Source organism: Lentzea sp. NPDC006480 (genome assembly GCF_040611995.1).
Lineage (GTDB): Bacteria > Actinomycetota > Actinomycetes > Mycobacteriales > Pseudonocardiaceae > Lentzea.
The window spans coordinates 1-13,410 of sequence record NZ_JBEXPJ010000011.1 but is presented as its reverse complement, the minus strand read 5'-3'; the positions used below and the strand labels follow the sequence as shown (position 1 = coordinate 13,410).

Sequence of the window (13,410 nt, the reverse complement as noted above, 5' to 3'; positions counted from 1 at the left end):
CGTGCTGCTGATCAGCTGCCCGTGGTGCGGGCCCCGCGACGAGACCGAGTTCCGCTACGGCGGCCAGGCCCACGTGGCCTACCCCGAGACGCCCGCCGAGCTGGACGACCAGCAGTGGGCCGAGTACGTGTTCTACCGCGAGAACCCCAAGGGGCCCTTCGCCGAGCGCTGGATGCACGCCATCGGGTGCCGGCGCTGGTTCAACGTCCTGCGCGACACCGTCAGCTACGAGGTCCTTGCGGTCTACCGCAACGGCGAGGAGGTGCCCCGATGAGCAGGCTCCCTGCTGGTGGCCGGATCGATCGCGGCGAGGTTCTCCGGTTCACCGTGGACGGTCGTGAGCTGACCGGGCATCCCGGCGACACCGTGGCGTCGGCGATGCTGGCGCACGGGATCATCGAGGTCGCGCCGTCGATCTACCGCGAACGACCGCGCGGGATCATGGCGGCCGGGGTCGAGGAGCCGAACGCGTTGCTGCAGGTCGCCGGGCCGTGCTCCGAGGGCATGCTGCCCGCGACGACCGTGGAGCTGTACGACGGGCTGGTCGCGTCGACGTTGTCCGGCAAGGGACGTCTCGACCCGACGCCGGATCCCGCGGTGTACGACAAGAAGTTCGTGCACACCGATGTTCTGGTCGTGGGTGGCGGACCGGCGGGCCGCAAGGCCGCCGCCGAGGCTTCCGCGACCGGGGTTCGCGTGATGCTGGTCGACGACCAGCCGGAACTCGACGGAGAGCTGCCCCCGGACACCGTCGTGCTGACCCGCACCACGGCGATCGGCTCGTACGACGACAACTACGTGCTGGCACTGGAGCGGCGCACCGACCACCTCGGTGCTGCCGCGCCCGCAAACGTTTCACGCCAACGGTTGTGGCACATCCGGGCTGCTCGCGTCGTGCTCGCGACCGGTGCGCACGAGCGTCCGCTGGTGTTCGCGGGCAACGACAAGCCGGGCGTGATGCTCGCCGGAGCAGTGCGCACTTACCTCAACCGGTACGGCGTCGCGGCCGGGTCGCGAGTCGTCGTGTTCACCAACAACGACAGCGCTTACGACACCGTCCGCGATCTGCTGGACGCCGGAATCGAGGTCGCCGCGGTCGTCGACGCACGGCCCGAGGTGTCCGTGGACGTCGACGTGCGGATCCTGACCGGTAGTGCGGTGATCAACACCGAGGGCGAGGACCGGATCACGGGCGTGCTCGTCCGATCGCTCGACGGCGATGCGGTCGAGTCGTTCGAGTGTGATCTCCTCGCCGTGTCAGGTGGCTGGAGCCCGGTCGTGCACCTGCACAGCCAGCGCCAGGGCAAGCTGCGCTGGGACGACTCGTTGGCCGCGTTCGTCCCGCACGGCCCGGTGCGCAACCAGGAGATCGTCGGCGCGGCCAACGGCGAGGGTTTGTGGGCGACGCGGGCACTCTGGCTCGTGCCTTCCGACTCCTACGACACGCATTTCGTCGACCTGCAACGGGACGTGACGGTCGCGGACGTGTGGCGGTCGACCGGCGCGGGCATGCTGAACGTCGAGCACGTCAAGCGCTACACCTCCCTCGGTACCGCCAACGACCAGGGCAAGACCTCTGGTGTCAACGCGATCGGCGTGATCGCCCACGCGCTGGGCGGCTCGGTCGGCGAGATCGGCACCACGACCTACCGCGCCCCGTACACCCCGGTCGCGTTCGCCGCACTGGCCGGACGCGAGCGCGGTGACCTGTTCGACCCCGAGCGCACCACCTCGATCCACCCGTGGCACGTCGAGCACGGCGCGTTGTTCGAGGACGTCGGCCAGTGGAAGCGCCCGTGGTACTTCCCGCGCGACGGCGAGGACATCGACGCCGCCGTCGCCCGCGAATGCCGGGCCGCGCGCAACGGCGTGGCATTCATGGACGCCTCCACCCTCGGCAAGATCGAGATCTGGGGCGCGGACGCGGGCGAGTTCCTGAACCGCATCTACACCAACGCTTTCAAGAAGCTCAAGCCCGGACACGCGCGGTACGGCGTGATGTGCAAACCGGACGGCATGATCTTCGACGACGGCGTGACGCTGCGCCTGGACGACAACCGGTTCTTCCTGACCACCACGACCGGTGGCGCGGCGAACGTCCTGGACTGGCTGGAGGAATGGCTGCAGACCGAGTGGCCCTCGCTCGACGTCCACTGCACCTCGGTGACCGAGCAGTGGGCCACGATCGCGGTGGTCGGGCCACGCTCACGTGACGTGGTCTCAGTTCTGGCTCCAGACCTGGACTTGTCCGCCGAAGCGTTCCCGTTCATGACGTTCCGCGAGACGGTTCTGGCTTCCGGTGTGCCCGCACGGATCTGCCGGATCTCGTTCTCCGGTGAGCTGGCGTACGAGATCAACGTGTCGTCGTGGTACGGCTTGTCCGTGTGGGAGCAGGTGTACGAGGCCGGAATGCCTTACGACATCACGCCTTACGGCACCGAGACCATGCACGTGCTGCGCGCCGAGAAGGGTTACGTCATCGTCGGCCAGGACACCGACGGCACGGTCACCCCGCACGACGCCGGCATGGCTTGGGCGGTCTCCAAGCAGAAGGACTTCGTCGGCAACCGCTCGTTCTCCCGGTCGGACACGGCTCGCACCGACCGCAAGCAGCTGATCAGCCTGCTGCCGACGGACGGCACGACGAAGCTTCCCGAGGGCACGCAGATCATCGCCGGGGACGTCGCGCTCACTCCCCCGGTGCCGATGCTCGGTCACGTGACCTCCAGCTATCACAGCGAAGCGCTGGGCCGCCCGTTCGCGCTGGCTCTGGTGGCCGGCGGGCAGTCGCGAATCGGTGAGACCCTGATGGCGCACGTCGGCTCCGAGCTGGTGCCGGTGCAGGTGGCCGACCTCGTCCTCTACGACCCCGAAGGGAGCAGGCGAGATGGCTGACCTGCGTCGCAGTCCGCTGGCCCACCTGACTTTCCCGCCGGGCCTGACCGAGCTCCCCTTCCGCACCATGGTGAACCTGCGCGTCGACCCGTCGTCCGAGACGGCCGCGCGCGTCGAGAAGGCTTTGGGGGCAGCACTTCCGAGGCAGTGCGGGCAGACGTCAGAAGCCGGTGCGCGCACGGTGTTCTGGCTCGGGCCGGACGAGTGGCTGGTGCTGGCGGACGAGCCCGCGGTGATCTCCGAACTGGTGGAGGCGCTCGGCGGCGAGCCCGGTTCGGCCGTCGACGTGTCCGCCAACCGCACGATCGTCGAGCTGAGCGGGCCGTTCGCGCGGGACGTGCTGGAGAAGGGCTGCCCGGTGGACCTGCATCCGCGCGAGTTCGGGCCGGGGAAGGCGGTTCAGACGACGGTCGGGCCGGTTCCGGTGCTGCTGTGGCAGGTGGAAGCCGAGACCTACCGGCTGTTCCCGCGCTCGTCGTTCGCCGACTACCTGGCGCGCTGGCTGATGGACGCGATGACCGAGTACCAGCGCTAGTCGTCCTTCTTCAACCCCTTCAACCGGCCCCAGAGGCCAACACCGAACGACCCCAGGGCGAGCACCCCGGCGATCGTGATGAACGTCCGGGGTATCGCCGGGTTCTTGGCCTGCGACGCGAGGTCGTAGTCCACAGTGCACCCGGCCACACCGATGGCCGCCCCGCCGGTGCCCTCGTCCGGTTGGATGATCACCCGACGCACCCCCTTGGGCTGCAGCGTGAACTTCTTGTCGCCCTGCACCGTGTAACCGGACGCGGGCGACACCTCGGCGGTGAGCGGGCGGTCGGAGGTGCTCTTGACGACGCACGCCACCAGGTCCCGCGCGGCCTTGCGGAGCACCCCGATCGCGCGCGTGAGATCAGCGCCGTTCAGGGTGATGGTGTAGCTGGTCGCGGGATCGCCGCGGCTGTTGATGATCATGAGCCCGCGCTCGTACTGCGTGGAGACCTGGTAGAACCGCGAACCGTTCTGGCACGCGTCGTCGCCGTACACCGCGACCACGCTGGCCTTGACCTCCTCGCAGGTGACCTCCGGCGAGTACCTGGTCTGGTAGTCCTGCGTGTCGTTCAGCAGGTCGGTCGTGGCCCCTTGGTTGAAATCCTTGACCGCGAGCTCCACCGCCCGCGGCACCTCGTCCTGGTAGGCCTTCCGGACGGCCCCGTAGTCCAGGAACGTCTCCTTCAGAACGCTCGTGCCGCTCGTGTTCACCGAGATCGCGTCGCGTTCGACGCCCGCGGTGAAGAACGCCGGGATCGCCAGCAGCGCGGAGAAGAGCGCCAGCGCGGCCGCCCAGCTGAAGGAGCCCAACTGTTGCACCCACTTGGCTGCGGTCATCCGGAACCTCCCGCGGTGTGACGACTACGTCGTTACCGGCGGCGGCTCCGTTACCTGCGGTTATGGCGTGGGCGCGGTCAGCTCGTCCAGCATCCGGTCCCGCAGCCACGCCGCGAACTCGTCGGCGGGCAGCGGTTTGCTCAGGCAGTAGCCCTGCACGATGTCGCACCCGAGCGCCGCCAGCGCGGTCCAGGTCTCCTCGTCCTCCACGCCCTCGGCCACGACCTCCAGCTCCAGGTTGTGCGCGAGCCCGAGCAGCGACCGCGTGATGGCCCCGGAGGACGAGTCCGAGCGCATGTTCGTGGTGAACGAGCGGTCGATCTTCATCTCGTGCACCGGCATCGTGCGCAGGTAGGCGATCGACGAGTAGCCGGTGCCGAAGTCGTCGATCGACAGCCGGACACCCAGCTCCCGCAACCGGCCCAGCACGTCGCTGGCTCGTTCGGGATCGGAGATGATCGCCGACTCGGTGATCTCCAGCGTCAGCACGTCCGGCGGCCGTCCGTGCTCCTTCAGCAGCCGTTCGACCTGCTCGGGGAACGTGAGGTCGTGCAGGCACTGGGCGCCGACGTTGACCGAGATCGGCACGTCCCAGCCGGACGCGTGCCAGGTGTGGCACTGGGCCAGCGCGTGGTCGAGCACGTACTGGGTGAGGGGCTCGATCAGGCCGGTCTCCTCGGCGGCCGGGATGAACCTGTCCGGGCCGAGCAGGCCCAGGCGCGGGTGCTGCCAGCGGCACAGGACCTCGGCGCCGCAGACCGTGCCTGTCCTCAAATCCGCTTTCGGCTGGTAGTGCAGGACGAGCTCGCCCTGGTCGAGCGCGCGGCGCAGGTCGCTGACCACGGTCAGCTGGGCGACGTTGTGCTGGTCCAGCCCGGACTCGTAGACCGCCGTGCCGAGGCGGGCCCGCTTGGCCACGTACATCGCGATGTCCGCGTGCTTCAACAGCTCGTGCGCGTCGGTGGAATCCGTGGGGTACAACGCGATGCCGATGCTGCAGCCCACGTCGACCGACAGCCCGTCCAGGTCCACGGCTTCGTCCAACGCGCGGTGCACGCGGTCGGCGACGATGAGCGCGTTGGCGGCGGTGCGGATCGACGGGAGCAGGACCGCGAACTCGTCACCGCCCAGCCGGGCCACGGTGTCGACGTCGCGCACGGCACCGGTCAGCCGGTTCGCCACGTGTTGCAGGAGCCGGTCGCCGAACGCGTGGCCGAGCGTGTCGTTGATCGGCTTGAAGCGGTTGAGGTCGATCAGGAACAGGCCGAGCGGCTCGCCGTTCTGGTTCGCCCGTGCGATGGCCTGCGACGTGCGCTGGGTCAGCAGGGTGCGGTTGGCCAGGCCGGTCAACGCGTCGTGCATCGCCTCGTGCTCGCTCTTGGCGGCCTGGCGCAGGATCTTGCGGCGGTGGCCCATCAACACCGCGCCGCACAGTCCGACGAGGCCGAGGTCGATCACGAACGCGATCACGGCGGCGAGCCTCAACCGGCTGTTCTGAGCTTCGGCCGAGCGCAGGTAGTCAGTGGTCTCCAGGCGCTTGAACTGGACGACCGTCGAGAGTTGCTTGCGCAGCGACACCAGCGTGAGCTCGGCCTGATCGGCCTTCTGCCCCACGGCTTTCGCGTCGCCGAGATCGCCCGCCGCGACGGTCTCGCGCAACAAGGCCGTGTAGTCGCCGTAGAGGTCGCCGACGATGGTGGCCGCGCGGACGTCCGCGGTCCCGCCGTTCTCCCGCAGCCACCGGAGGCTCTCGTCGGCGGCGCCCGCGGCGTTGGCGACCGGCTGGCGCATCACGGGCGTCTCGGAGCGGACGTAGTCCGACAGGGCGTGGTCGGCCACGTCGACGTTCTGGACGACCAGACCCCAGCGGTCGCTGATCTCGTTCAACGAATGCAGATGCGTCGCCGCGTTCTGCATGCTCAGACTCGTCCACAGCGCGAGGCCCGCCAACGCAGCGAGGCCGATCGTCAGGCTGACGACAGCTGTCTGCGCGGTGGTGCGGGCCTCGACCCAGGTGGACAGCATCTACGGCGCCTCACGATGTGGAATTCGCTTTCCAGGCGGTCATTGGTACGCAGCCAGAGGATGGCACGCAAGCCGACACATCGGGCGATTGTGCGCTAGCCTCGTCGACTTCGTAGGGATCAAACGATAGGGCTTTCCCATGGTTCGCCGCCTCCACGTGACCCTGCCTGCGCTTTTGCTGGTCGTGGCGGGGGTGGGTGGATGCGGTGCGGACAAGACGTCCGATGACCCGCTCACGATCGGATTCGTCTCCCAGAACACCTCGCGGGACTTCTCCAAGGAGATGAGCGAGGGCTTCCGGGCGGGCGCGGCGATCTCCGGCGGTGTCAAAACCGAGGTCACCGGGCCGGACACGCACGACGGGCTCAAGCAGGCCGCGTTGTTGCGTGACCTCGCACCGAAGGCCAAGGGCGGCATCGGGCTGTCGGCGGTGGCGCCGGAACTGGTCGCCGAACCCATGGCGCAGGTGACCGGGCAGGGCATCCCGATGATCGCGGTGGCGGGCGGAGCGGTCGCGCCGGGCTCCGGGGTGAAGCTGCTGATCGAGAACGACAACTACGAGCTCGGCAAGATGCTCGCGGACGTCACGGCCGGCAAGCTGCCCGCGGACACCACCGGCAAGATCCTGATCGGCAGCAACTCCCCCGCGATGCCCGCACTCGACCAGCGTGCTCTGGGCCTGCGCGAACGGCTCGTCCAACGACTGCCGAAGGTGCAGGTGCTCGGGCCGCTGGACACCGGGCGCGACCTCCCGGCGAACCTCGCGACGTGGCAACGGCTCGCCGACGCGAACCCCGACGCGCTGGCGTTGCTGGGTGCCGGTGACGTCGACGCGATCAACCTCGCCGCCGTGCATGCGCAGAAGAACGCGAAGTGGCTCGCCGGGGCGTTCAGCCTCGACCCGAAGGCGTTGCAGGGCGTCAAGGAAGGCCATCTGTTCGCGTCGGTGTCGGCCGAGCACTTCCTCAAGGGCGCGGTGGCCGGGTGGCTGCTGGCCGAGCACGCCAAGAACGGCCGCAAGCTGCCAGAGGGCTGGTTCGTGGCGCCGGGGCTGGCGGTGCAGGCGTCCAACGTGGACGAGATCATTCGCCGCCAATCCAGTGAGAGCAACCGGCTTGCGGCCGCTCGGCCGCAGATCGACGCGCTGATCGGCAACCCGGACAAGCAACTGCGTCCTCTGGACCAGGCACGCTGATGACAGCGGGGTGCTCCCCGGGCGAGCATGCAGGCTCTCCCTGCCTTTGGAGGCCGCATGATCAACCGAAGGACACTCACAAAATCCCTTGGTGCCGCAATAGCAATCTCGGCCACCGGCGCTGCGTCCGCTGAAACCACGGACACCCAACGCCGTCGTCACCTCATCCGGGGTGGCGCCGTCGTCACCGTCGACAAGGCGCTCGGCGTACTGCCCCGCGCGGACGTCCTGATCGACAACGGCAAGATCGAGGCGGTCGGGCGTGACCTGAACGCCCGCGGCGCGAAGGTCATCGACGCCACCGACATGATCGTCATGCCCGGCTTCGTCAACACCCACCACCACATGTGGAGCGCGATCGGCCGCAACTACGTGGCCGACGGGTTCCCGTACTTCGCGGCGAAACGGGCCACGTCAACACTCTACGAGGCCAAGGACGTCTACCGCAGCGTCCTGCTCGGGCTGGCCGAGCTGGCGAACGCGGGCGTGACCACCGTGCACAACTGGTCGAACAACACCCGCTCCCCCGCGCACGCCGACGCCGAGCTCCGGGCGCATCGCGACGGGTTGCTGCGCGCGCGGTTCTCCTACGGGCACGTGGACCAGATGCCGCGTGACGTGCCGATGGACCTCGCGGACGTGGATCGCGTGCGGCAGCAGTATTTCAGCGGTGGCACGGCGTTCGACGGGCTCGTGCACCTCGGCATCAACCTGCGCGGGCTGTCGCAGAGCGAGGAACCGGCGTTCTTCGCGGACATGGAGGCCGCACTCCAGCGCGGCCTGCCGATCGCGATCCACGCGGGCCAGGCGCCGCCGCGGATCGTGGACGCGGCCGACTACGAACGACGCGGCTGGCTCGGCCCGAAAACGTTGCTGTGCCACTACATCACCGCACTCGACAGCGATGCGCAGATCATGGCGCGCACCGGCACGCCGTTGAGCTGGGCGCCGCACTCGGAGTACCGGCTGGGCACCGGGGGCCAGAAGGAGGCGCTGCTGCGATTCCTCGGTGCCGGAGTTGTGGTCTCACTGTCGTCGGACGCCACCTCGATCGCGCCGTCGGACATGTTCGAGACGATGCGGCTCATCCCGGAAGCGGGTTTCCGGACCTCGCTGGAGCTGGCGACGATCAACGGCGCCCGCGCGCTGGGGCTCGGGGACATCACCGGGTCGATCACGGCCGGCAAGCGCGCAGACATCATCTTGGTGCGCACCAACGACATCAACCTCGCGCCGGGCGGGTTGTTCGAGACGACACTGGTGCAGGCCGCCACTCCCGCGAACGTCGACACGGTGTTCTCGGACGGCCGGATCGTCAAGCGCGGCGGCCGGCTGGTCGCCTACGACGTGGACCAGATCGTGCGTGATGCGAAGACTTCCTCACTTCGCATCCGCACGACGGCGGGCGGAATTCTGACTCCACCCGCCGGCTGAGAGCCGCCGGCGGCGTTCAGCGGTTCACGTCGAGCACGGCGCGCGTGAACGCCTCCGGCGCCTCCTGCGGCACGTTGTGGCCGATGCCGTCGAGAATCCGGTGCTCGTATGGGCCGGTGAACCGGTCGCGGTAGCCGGTGCCCGGCTTGTTCGGGCCGTCGAAGTCGCTGGCGATCGTGATCGTCGGCACGGTGATCACGGGCCGCGTCTGCAGCTTGCGCTCCAGCCCGTCGTAGCGGTGCTCGCCCTCCGCGAGCTGCAGCCGCCAGCGGTAGTTGTGGATGACGATCGCGACGTGGTCCGGGTTCTGCCAGGCCGTGGCGCTCTGGGCGTAGGTCGCCTCGTCGAAGTTCCACTGCGGCGAGGCGAGCTTCCAGATGAGCTTGTTGAACTCGTAGGTGTTCTGCGTGTAGCCCTTCACGCCACGATCGGTCGCGAAGTAGAACTGGTACCACCAGCCCAGCTCGGCCTGCGGGCTCAACGGTTCCTGGTTCTGCTTGAGGTTGACGATCAGGTAGCCGCTGACCGACACCAGCGCCTTCACCCGCTCCGGCCACAACGCCGCCGTCACGCACGCCGTCCGCGCACCCCAGTCGAAGCCCGCCAGCGTGGCCTTGCGGATCTTGAGAGCGTCCATGAACGCGATCAGGTCGCTCGCCACCGCGGCCGGCTGCCCGTTGCGCACGGTGCGGGCGTGCAGGAACCGGGTGGGGCCGTAGCCGCGGAGGTACGGGATGAGCACGCGGTGGCCCTGCGCGGCGAGCTTCGGCGCCACGTCGACGAAGCTGTGGATGTCGTACGGCCAGCCGTGCAGGAGGATCGTGACGGGGCCGTCGGCGGGGCCCATCTCGGCGTACCCGACGTCCAGCAGACCGGCCCTGACCTGCTTGATCGCGCCCCACGCGGGCTTGGACCCTGCGGCCTGCGCGGTCGCGGTGACGAGGGGTGCCGCCACGCCCGCCACGGCCAGTGCCTGCGAGAACTGCCTCCTGCTGATCATGTACCAGACCGTATTGGGGCCTGGCGGGGCTCGCGAGCGTTACGTGACGGTGTCCTCGTACGTCATCAGCGCTTCCTTCAGCTCGGCGCGGGCCGTCACGCCCAGTTTGGGGAAGATGCGGTGCAGATGCGTGCTGACCGTGCGGTGCGAGAGATGGAGCCGTTCGCCGATTTCCTTGTTCGTGAGGCCGTCGGCGGCCATGCGCGCGATGGTCAGCTCGTGTTCGGTCAGCTCGCCGTTGCCGTTGCGCGACTCACCGGACGCACGCAGCTCCTCGCGCGCTCGTTCCGCCCAGTCCTTGGTGCCGAACGCGTCGAACGCCTCGGCTGCCGCCTTGAGGTGCGGCCTGGCTTGGGTGGCTTTGCGCTGCCTTCTGAGCCACGCGCCGAACGCCAGGTGGGTGCGGGCGCGGTCCCACGGTGAGCTCCTGGCTTCCAGCGCTGCGGTGAAAAGGGCTTCGGCCTCGTCGTCTCGGGCCAGCAGCGCACGGGCGTACCGGAGTCCCGCGGCCAGCGCCGGGGAGCTGGTGGCGGTGTCGAGCTCTTCGATGATCTTGCCGGCGTCGTCGGAGTTGCCGCTGCGCGCGGCGGCTTCGACCAGTTCGGGCAGGACGTAGCGTTTGAGCGCCAGCTGGTACGCCGGGTCCGCCGGGTCGTGGATGCGGCGGATGGCGGCGAACGCGTCGGCGTAGCGGCCTTCTCCCAGCGCGGCAAGGCTTCTGGCGAGCTGAACGGTGGCCAGGACCGGGCGAGCGCCTGCCGCCAGACCGATTCGTTCGGCTTCGGCGGCCAGTTGCGCGGCTTGCTCGTAGTTTCCTTTGAGAGCCGCGATTTCGGCTTGGACGGCGGCGGCCAGACCTCGCATGTAGGGCTGGCGGGTTTCCTCGGCGAGTTCGGCGGCTTCGGCGGCCGCGGGTTCGGCGGTGGCGATGTCGCCGAGACGGGTGCGGCTCCAGGCTTCGACGGCGAGGGCACGGGCGAGCAGTCCGAACTGGCCTTGGGCGCGCAGTCCTCGTTGTGCGGCAACGGAAAACCGCACGGAATCCTCGAACGCGCCGACCTGCAGCGCGGCACTGCCGAGCAACCTGCACGTCGCCGGATCGTCCGGTGTCCCGGCGCGGAACGCCGCGATGACCGAATCACCTTGCTCGACCGGCCTCACATAGGCGGCCATCGCGACCATGTGCGGATCACACGGGTCGATCCGCAGCTTGGCGGCCACCGAGATGATCCGCTCGCGCACCGCCGTGCCCGGCTCGACCCAGAAGCACCGCATCGCGACGCTCCAGAAGATCCGCATGCCCAGCTCGACGTCGCCGTCGCGCACCACGGCCTCGGCCAGCCCGACCAGCTCACCCGGTCCGGCCGCGCCCTCCCCCACGCCGTCGTCGAACGCGCTCGGCAACCACGTGGCCAGCGCGCGTTCCCGTGGCGTGAGGTCCAGTCCGCGCACTTCCAGCAAGATCCGCTCGACGTCGTCCTTGCGACCTGCGTCCGCTGCCAGTTCGGCTGCCCGCATCAGCCGACGGGCCTGCTGGCAGCCGTCGCCTATCTCCGCTGACTTCTCCAGCGCGTTGATCGCGGCCGCCGCGCCACCACGCCTGAGCGCCCGGTCCGCGGTCTGTTCCAGCAGGCACGCCACCTTCTCGTCGGTGCCGGTCACCGCGCTCGCCAGATGCCACGCCCTGCGGTCGGGCTGTTCCGTCGCGGCCAACTGCCGGTGTGCTTCCTGACGTTCCGCCGGGCTGGCCGCCTGCACGACCGCCGACCTCATCAGGGGATGCCGGAAGTCGCCGCTTCCGCTCAAAGCCTGAAGCAGCAACGCTTTCCGCTCGTCGGGCGGCAACTTCGAGACCCGCGCGGCGAACGCTTCTTCGAGCGAGTTGCCACCGAAGGGAAGTTCGGTCAGCGCCAACGGGTTTCCGGCGGCCTGGGCGAGCACCCGCGCACGGCGTTCGGCATCCAGTCCGGGCGCGACAGAGCTGAGGAGTGCTTGAGCGTCATCAGGTGCCAACGGTTCCAACGAGAGTGTGGGCACGCCCGCGAACAACGGGGTCCGCGAGGTCGTGACGAGCACCCCGTCGGTCAACCGGCGCGCGACGAAACCCAGGACGTCCTGGCTCGCCTGATCGAGCCAGTGCGCGTCGTCGACCAGCACGACGGCCCCGCTCAGCAGGTCGAGCGCGGCCAGGCCGACCAGGTGCACGGGTGGCGCGGCGCCGTCGGAGAGTCCGAAGACGACCTCCAGGGCGCTGCGCCGCACACCGGGCAAAGTGGACAGATCGAGGAACGGGTGCAGGATCTGGTGCAGTCCGGCGCAGGGCAGGTCCTGCTCGGCCTCGACACCGACGACCAGGTGGCCGTCGAGCGTGCTGAGCAGCGCGGACTTGCCGACCCCCGGCTCACCCACGACCTGCAGACAGCCACCGGACGCCGCCAGGACCGCCAGTCGTTCCTCGTCCCGTTCCCGCCCGACCAACGCCATGAAGCCGACTGTGTCAGAAAGTCCAGACCGCGCGCTTGCCGGGGCCCACGACCAGCGTCGACGTGCCCAGCTGCTCCACATGCCGCCGCACCACGTGGTTCAGGTCGAACTCCACCCGCTTGAGCCCGGTCTGTCCCATCGCGACCTGGTCGAACCGGATCGTCGTGCCGCCCTTTGCCGCCGTGACACCACCCGGATCGGTTCGCACCGCGAAGCCGCCCGCCCGCAACAGCGGCATGGTGTCCCCGAGGTCGCCCGCGGTGACGGCAATGCGGATCAGCGAGATGTTGCGCATCAGCCGGTCCTGGTAGGTGTCCGGCAGGTAGCGGTCCCGGCTGACGTCACCGGGGAACCGCGCGGGCCCCACCTTGCTGCGCGGGTCGTTGAGGTACTCGTCGCGGTACTCCATGGCCCAGGCGCCGAAGCGGTCGTAGGTGTCGTCGAGGAACACCGCGTCGAACCACGGCACCGGCTTGCCGTCCCCGAAGTCGCGGGTCTGCAGGAACTCGATCGGCGTCGAACCCGCGGCGCGCAACCTGGCCTTCAGCTCGTCGATGCCACCGTCGCGTTCGGTCGAGAGCCCGAGGCCCGCCGAGCCGAGCTCCCCGTCCTGACCGGGCACGTCACCGATCCCGAAGACCTCCAGGTAGGTCTCCTTGCCGCGCAGGTAGCGGCCGGTCCACACCTTGCCGTCGGCGCCGGTCGTGGTGCGCACCTCGAAGTTCGCGAACTCCTTGAGGTAGCTGGAGTGCTCGACCGCGTCGGCCGTCGCGCGGTCGAACGTGCCCCAGGCGTGGTTGTAGTACAACAACTGCTGCTCCCCAGCGTGCGCCGTCCCGATGCCCGCCGACATCAGGACGACCGCGAAGATCGTGCAGAACAAGCGTCGAATCCCCATGGAACGATCGTAGGGGGAAGGCGCTCAAGTCAGACTCAAGTCGACTCCGCGCCCCACCTGCTGCCGCGAACCCACGAGTGTTGCGCGGTTGATGAGGGGAGTTTTCAA

Annotated in this window: 10 protein-coding genes; 5 read left to right on the top strand and 5 right to left on the bottom strand. The window is 69.1% G+C overall.

Annotation, left to right across the window (positions count from 1 at the left end; translation table 11 throughout):
* Window position 1 precedes the first annotated feature (1 nt).
* From ABZX92_RS06810 to soxG, 3 genes are read left to right on the top strand one after another with little or no spacing between them, the layout of a single operon-like run.
* Window positions 2-274, top strand: coding sequence for a sarcosine oxidase subunit delta (locus ABZX92_RS06810; RefSeq protein ID WP_355554843.1), 273 nt, complete (start codon window positions 2-4; stop codon window positions 272-274).
* On the top strand, window positions 271-2,895 hold the full coding sequence (locus ABZX92_RS06805) for a 2Fe-2S iron-sulfur cluster-binding protein (RefSeq protein ID WP_355554841.1): 2,625 nt from the start codon (window positions 271-273) through the stop codon (window positions 2,893-2,895). The genes ABZX92_RS06810 and ABZX92_RS06805 overlap by 4 nt, the downstream gene beginning before the upstream one ends.
* On the top strand, window positions 2,888-3,430 hold the full coding sequence (soxG, locus tag ABZX92_RS06800; RefSeq protein WP_355554839.1) for a sarcosine oxidase subunit gamma family protein: 543 nt from the start codon (window positions 2,888-2,890) through the stop codon (window positions 3,428-3,430). Before ABZX92_RS06805 ends, soxG begins: the two co-directional genes overlap by 8 nt.
* Here the strand turns inward: soxG and ABZX92_RS06795 are convergent.
* Both ABZX92_RS06795 and ABZX92_RS06790 read right to left on the bottom strand, forming a co-directional pair.
* Entirely contained in the window at window positions 3,427-4,266 is an 840-nt protein-coding gene (locus ABZX92_RS06795) for a hypothetical protein (RefSeq protein ID WP_355554837.1), read from the bottom strand. The genes soxG and ABZX92_RS06795 overlap by 4 nt on opposite strands.
* A 60-nt stretch (window positions 4,267-4,326) precedes the next feature.
* On the bottom strand, window positions 4,327-6,291 hold the full coding sequence (locus tag ABZX92_RS06790; RefSeq protein ID WP_355554835.1) for a bifunctional diguanylate cyclase/phosphodiesterase: 1,965 nt from the start codon (window positions 6,289-6,291) through the stop codon (window positions 4,327-4,329).
* Window positions 6,292-6,430: 139 nt separating this feature from the next.
* Here ABZX92_RS06790 and ABZX92_RS06785 point away from each other — a divergent pair, with 139 nt between their 5' ends.
* On the top strand, window positions 6,431-7,486 hold the full coding sequence (locus ABZX92_RS06785; RefSeq protein WP_355554833.1) for a sugar ABC transporter substrate-binding protein: 1,056 nt from the start codon (window positions 6,431-6,433) through the stop codon (window positions 7,484-7,486).
* Between the two features lie 57 nt (window positions 7,487-7,543).
* A complete protein-coding gene (locus ABZX92_RS06780) occupies window positions 7,544-8,920 on the top strand; it encodes an amidohydrolase family protein (RefSeq protein ID WP_355554831.1) in 1,377 nt (458 codons plus the stop codon).
* A gap of 16 nt (window positions 8,921-8,936) precedes the next feature.
* On the opposite strand, the gene ABZX92_RS06775 is transcribed toward ABZX92_RS06780, so the two are convergent.
* Genes ABZX92_RS06775 through ABZX92_RS06765 form a run of 3 tightly spaced genes read right to left on the bottom strand, consistent with a single transcriptional unit; the run spans window position 8,937 to window position 13,302 of the window.
* A complete protein-coding gene (locus ABZX92_RS06775; protein WP_355554829.1) occupies window positions 8,937-9,920 on the bottom strand; it encodes an alpha/beta hydrolase in 984 nt (327 codons plus the stop codon).
* A gap of 39 nt (window positions 9,921-9,959) precedes the next feature.
* The gene (locus tag ABZX92_RS06770) at window positions 9,960-12,404 is read right to left on the bottom strand and encodes a LuxR C-terminal-related transcriptional regulator (RefSeq protein WP_355554827.1); all 2,445 of its coding nucleotides are present in this window, start codon (window positions 12,402-12,404) and stop codon (window positions 9,960-9,962) included.
* Window positions 12,405-12,417: 13 nt separating this feature from the next.
* A complete protein-coding gene (locus ABZX92_RS06765; protein ID WP_355554825.1) occupies window positions 12,418-13,302 on the bottom strand; it encodes a DUF5829 family protein in 885 nt (294 codons plus the stop codon).
* Window positions 13,303-13,410 lie beyond the last annotated feature (108 nt).

What these genes read in the sequence shown, in the direction of transcription:
- soxG (WP_355554839.1), top strand. Translation starts at nt 2,888, where the DNA reads ATGGCTGACCTGCGTCGCAGTCCGCTGGCCCACCTGACTTTCCCGCCG.
- ABZX92_RS06795 (WP_355554837.1), bottom strand. Translation starts at nt 4,266, where the DNA reads ATGACCGCAGCCAAGTGGGTGCAACAGTTGGGCTCCTTCAGCTGGGCG.
- ABZX92_RS06785 (WP_355554833.1), top strand. Translation starts at nt 6,431, where the DNA reads ATGGTTCGCCGCCTCCACGTGACCCTGCCTGCGCTTTTGCTGGTCGTG.
- ABZX92_RS06765 (WP_355554825.1), bottom strand. Translation starts at nt 13,302, where the DNA reads ATGGGGATTCGACGCTTGTTCTGCACGATCTTCGCGGTCGTCCTGATG.
- ABZX92_RS06770 (WP_355554827.1), bottom strand. Translation starts at nt 12,404, where the DNA reads ATGGCGTTGGTCGGGCGGGAACGGGACGAGGAACGACTGGCGGTCCTG.
- ABZX92_RS06775 (WP_355554829.1), bottom strand. Translation starts at nt 9,920, where the DNA reads ATGATCAGCAGGAGGCAGTTCTCGCAGGCACTGGCCGTGGCGGGCGTG.
- ABZX92_RS06780 (WP_355554831.1), top strand. Translation starts at nt 7,544, where the DNA reads ATGATCAACCGAAGGACACTCACAAAATCCCTTGGTGCCGCAATAGCA.
- ABZX92_RS06805 (WP_355554841.1), top strand. Translation starts at nt 271, where the DNA reads ATGAGCAGGCTCCCTGCTGGTGGCCGGATCGATCGCGGCGAGGTTCTC.
- ABZX92_RS06790 (WP_355554835.1), bottom strand. Translation starts at nt 6,291, where the DNA reads ATGCTGTCCACCTGGGTCGAGGCCCGCACCACCGCGCAGACAGCTGTC.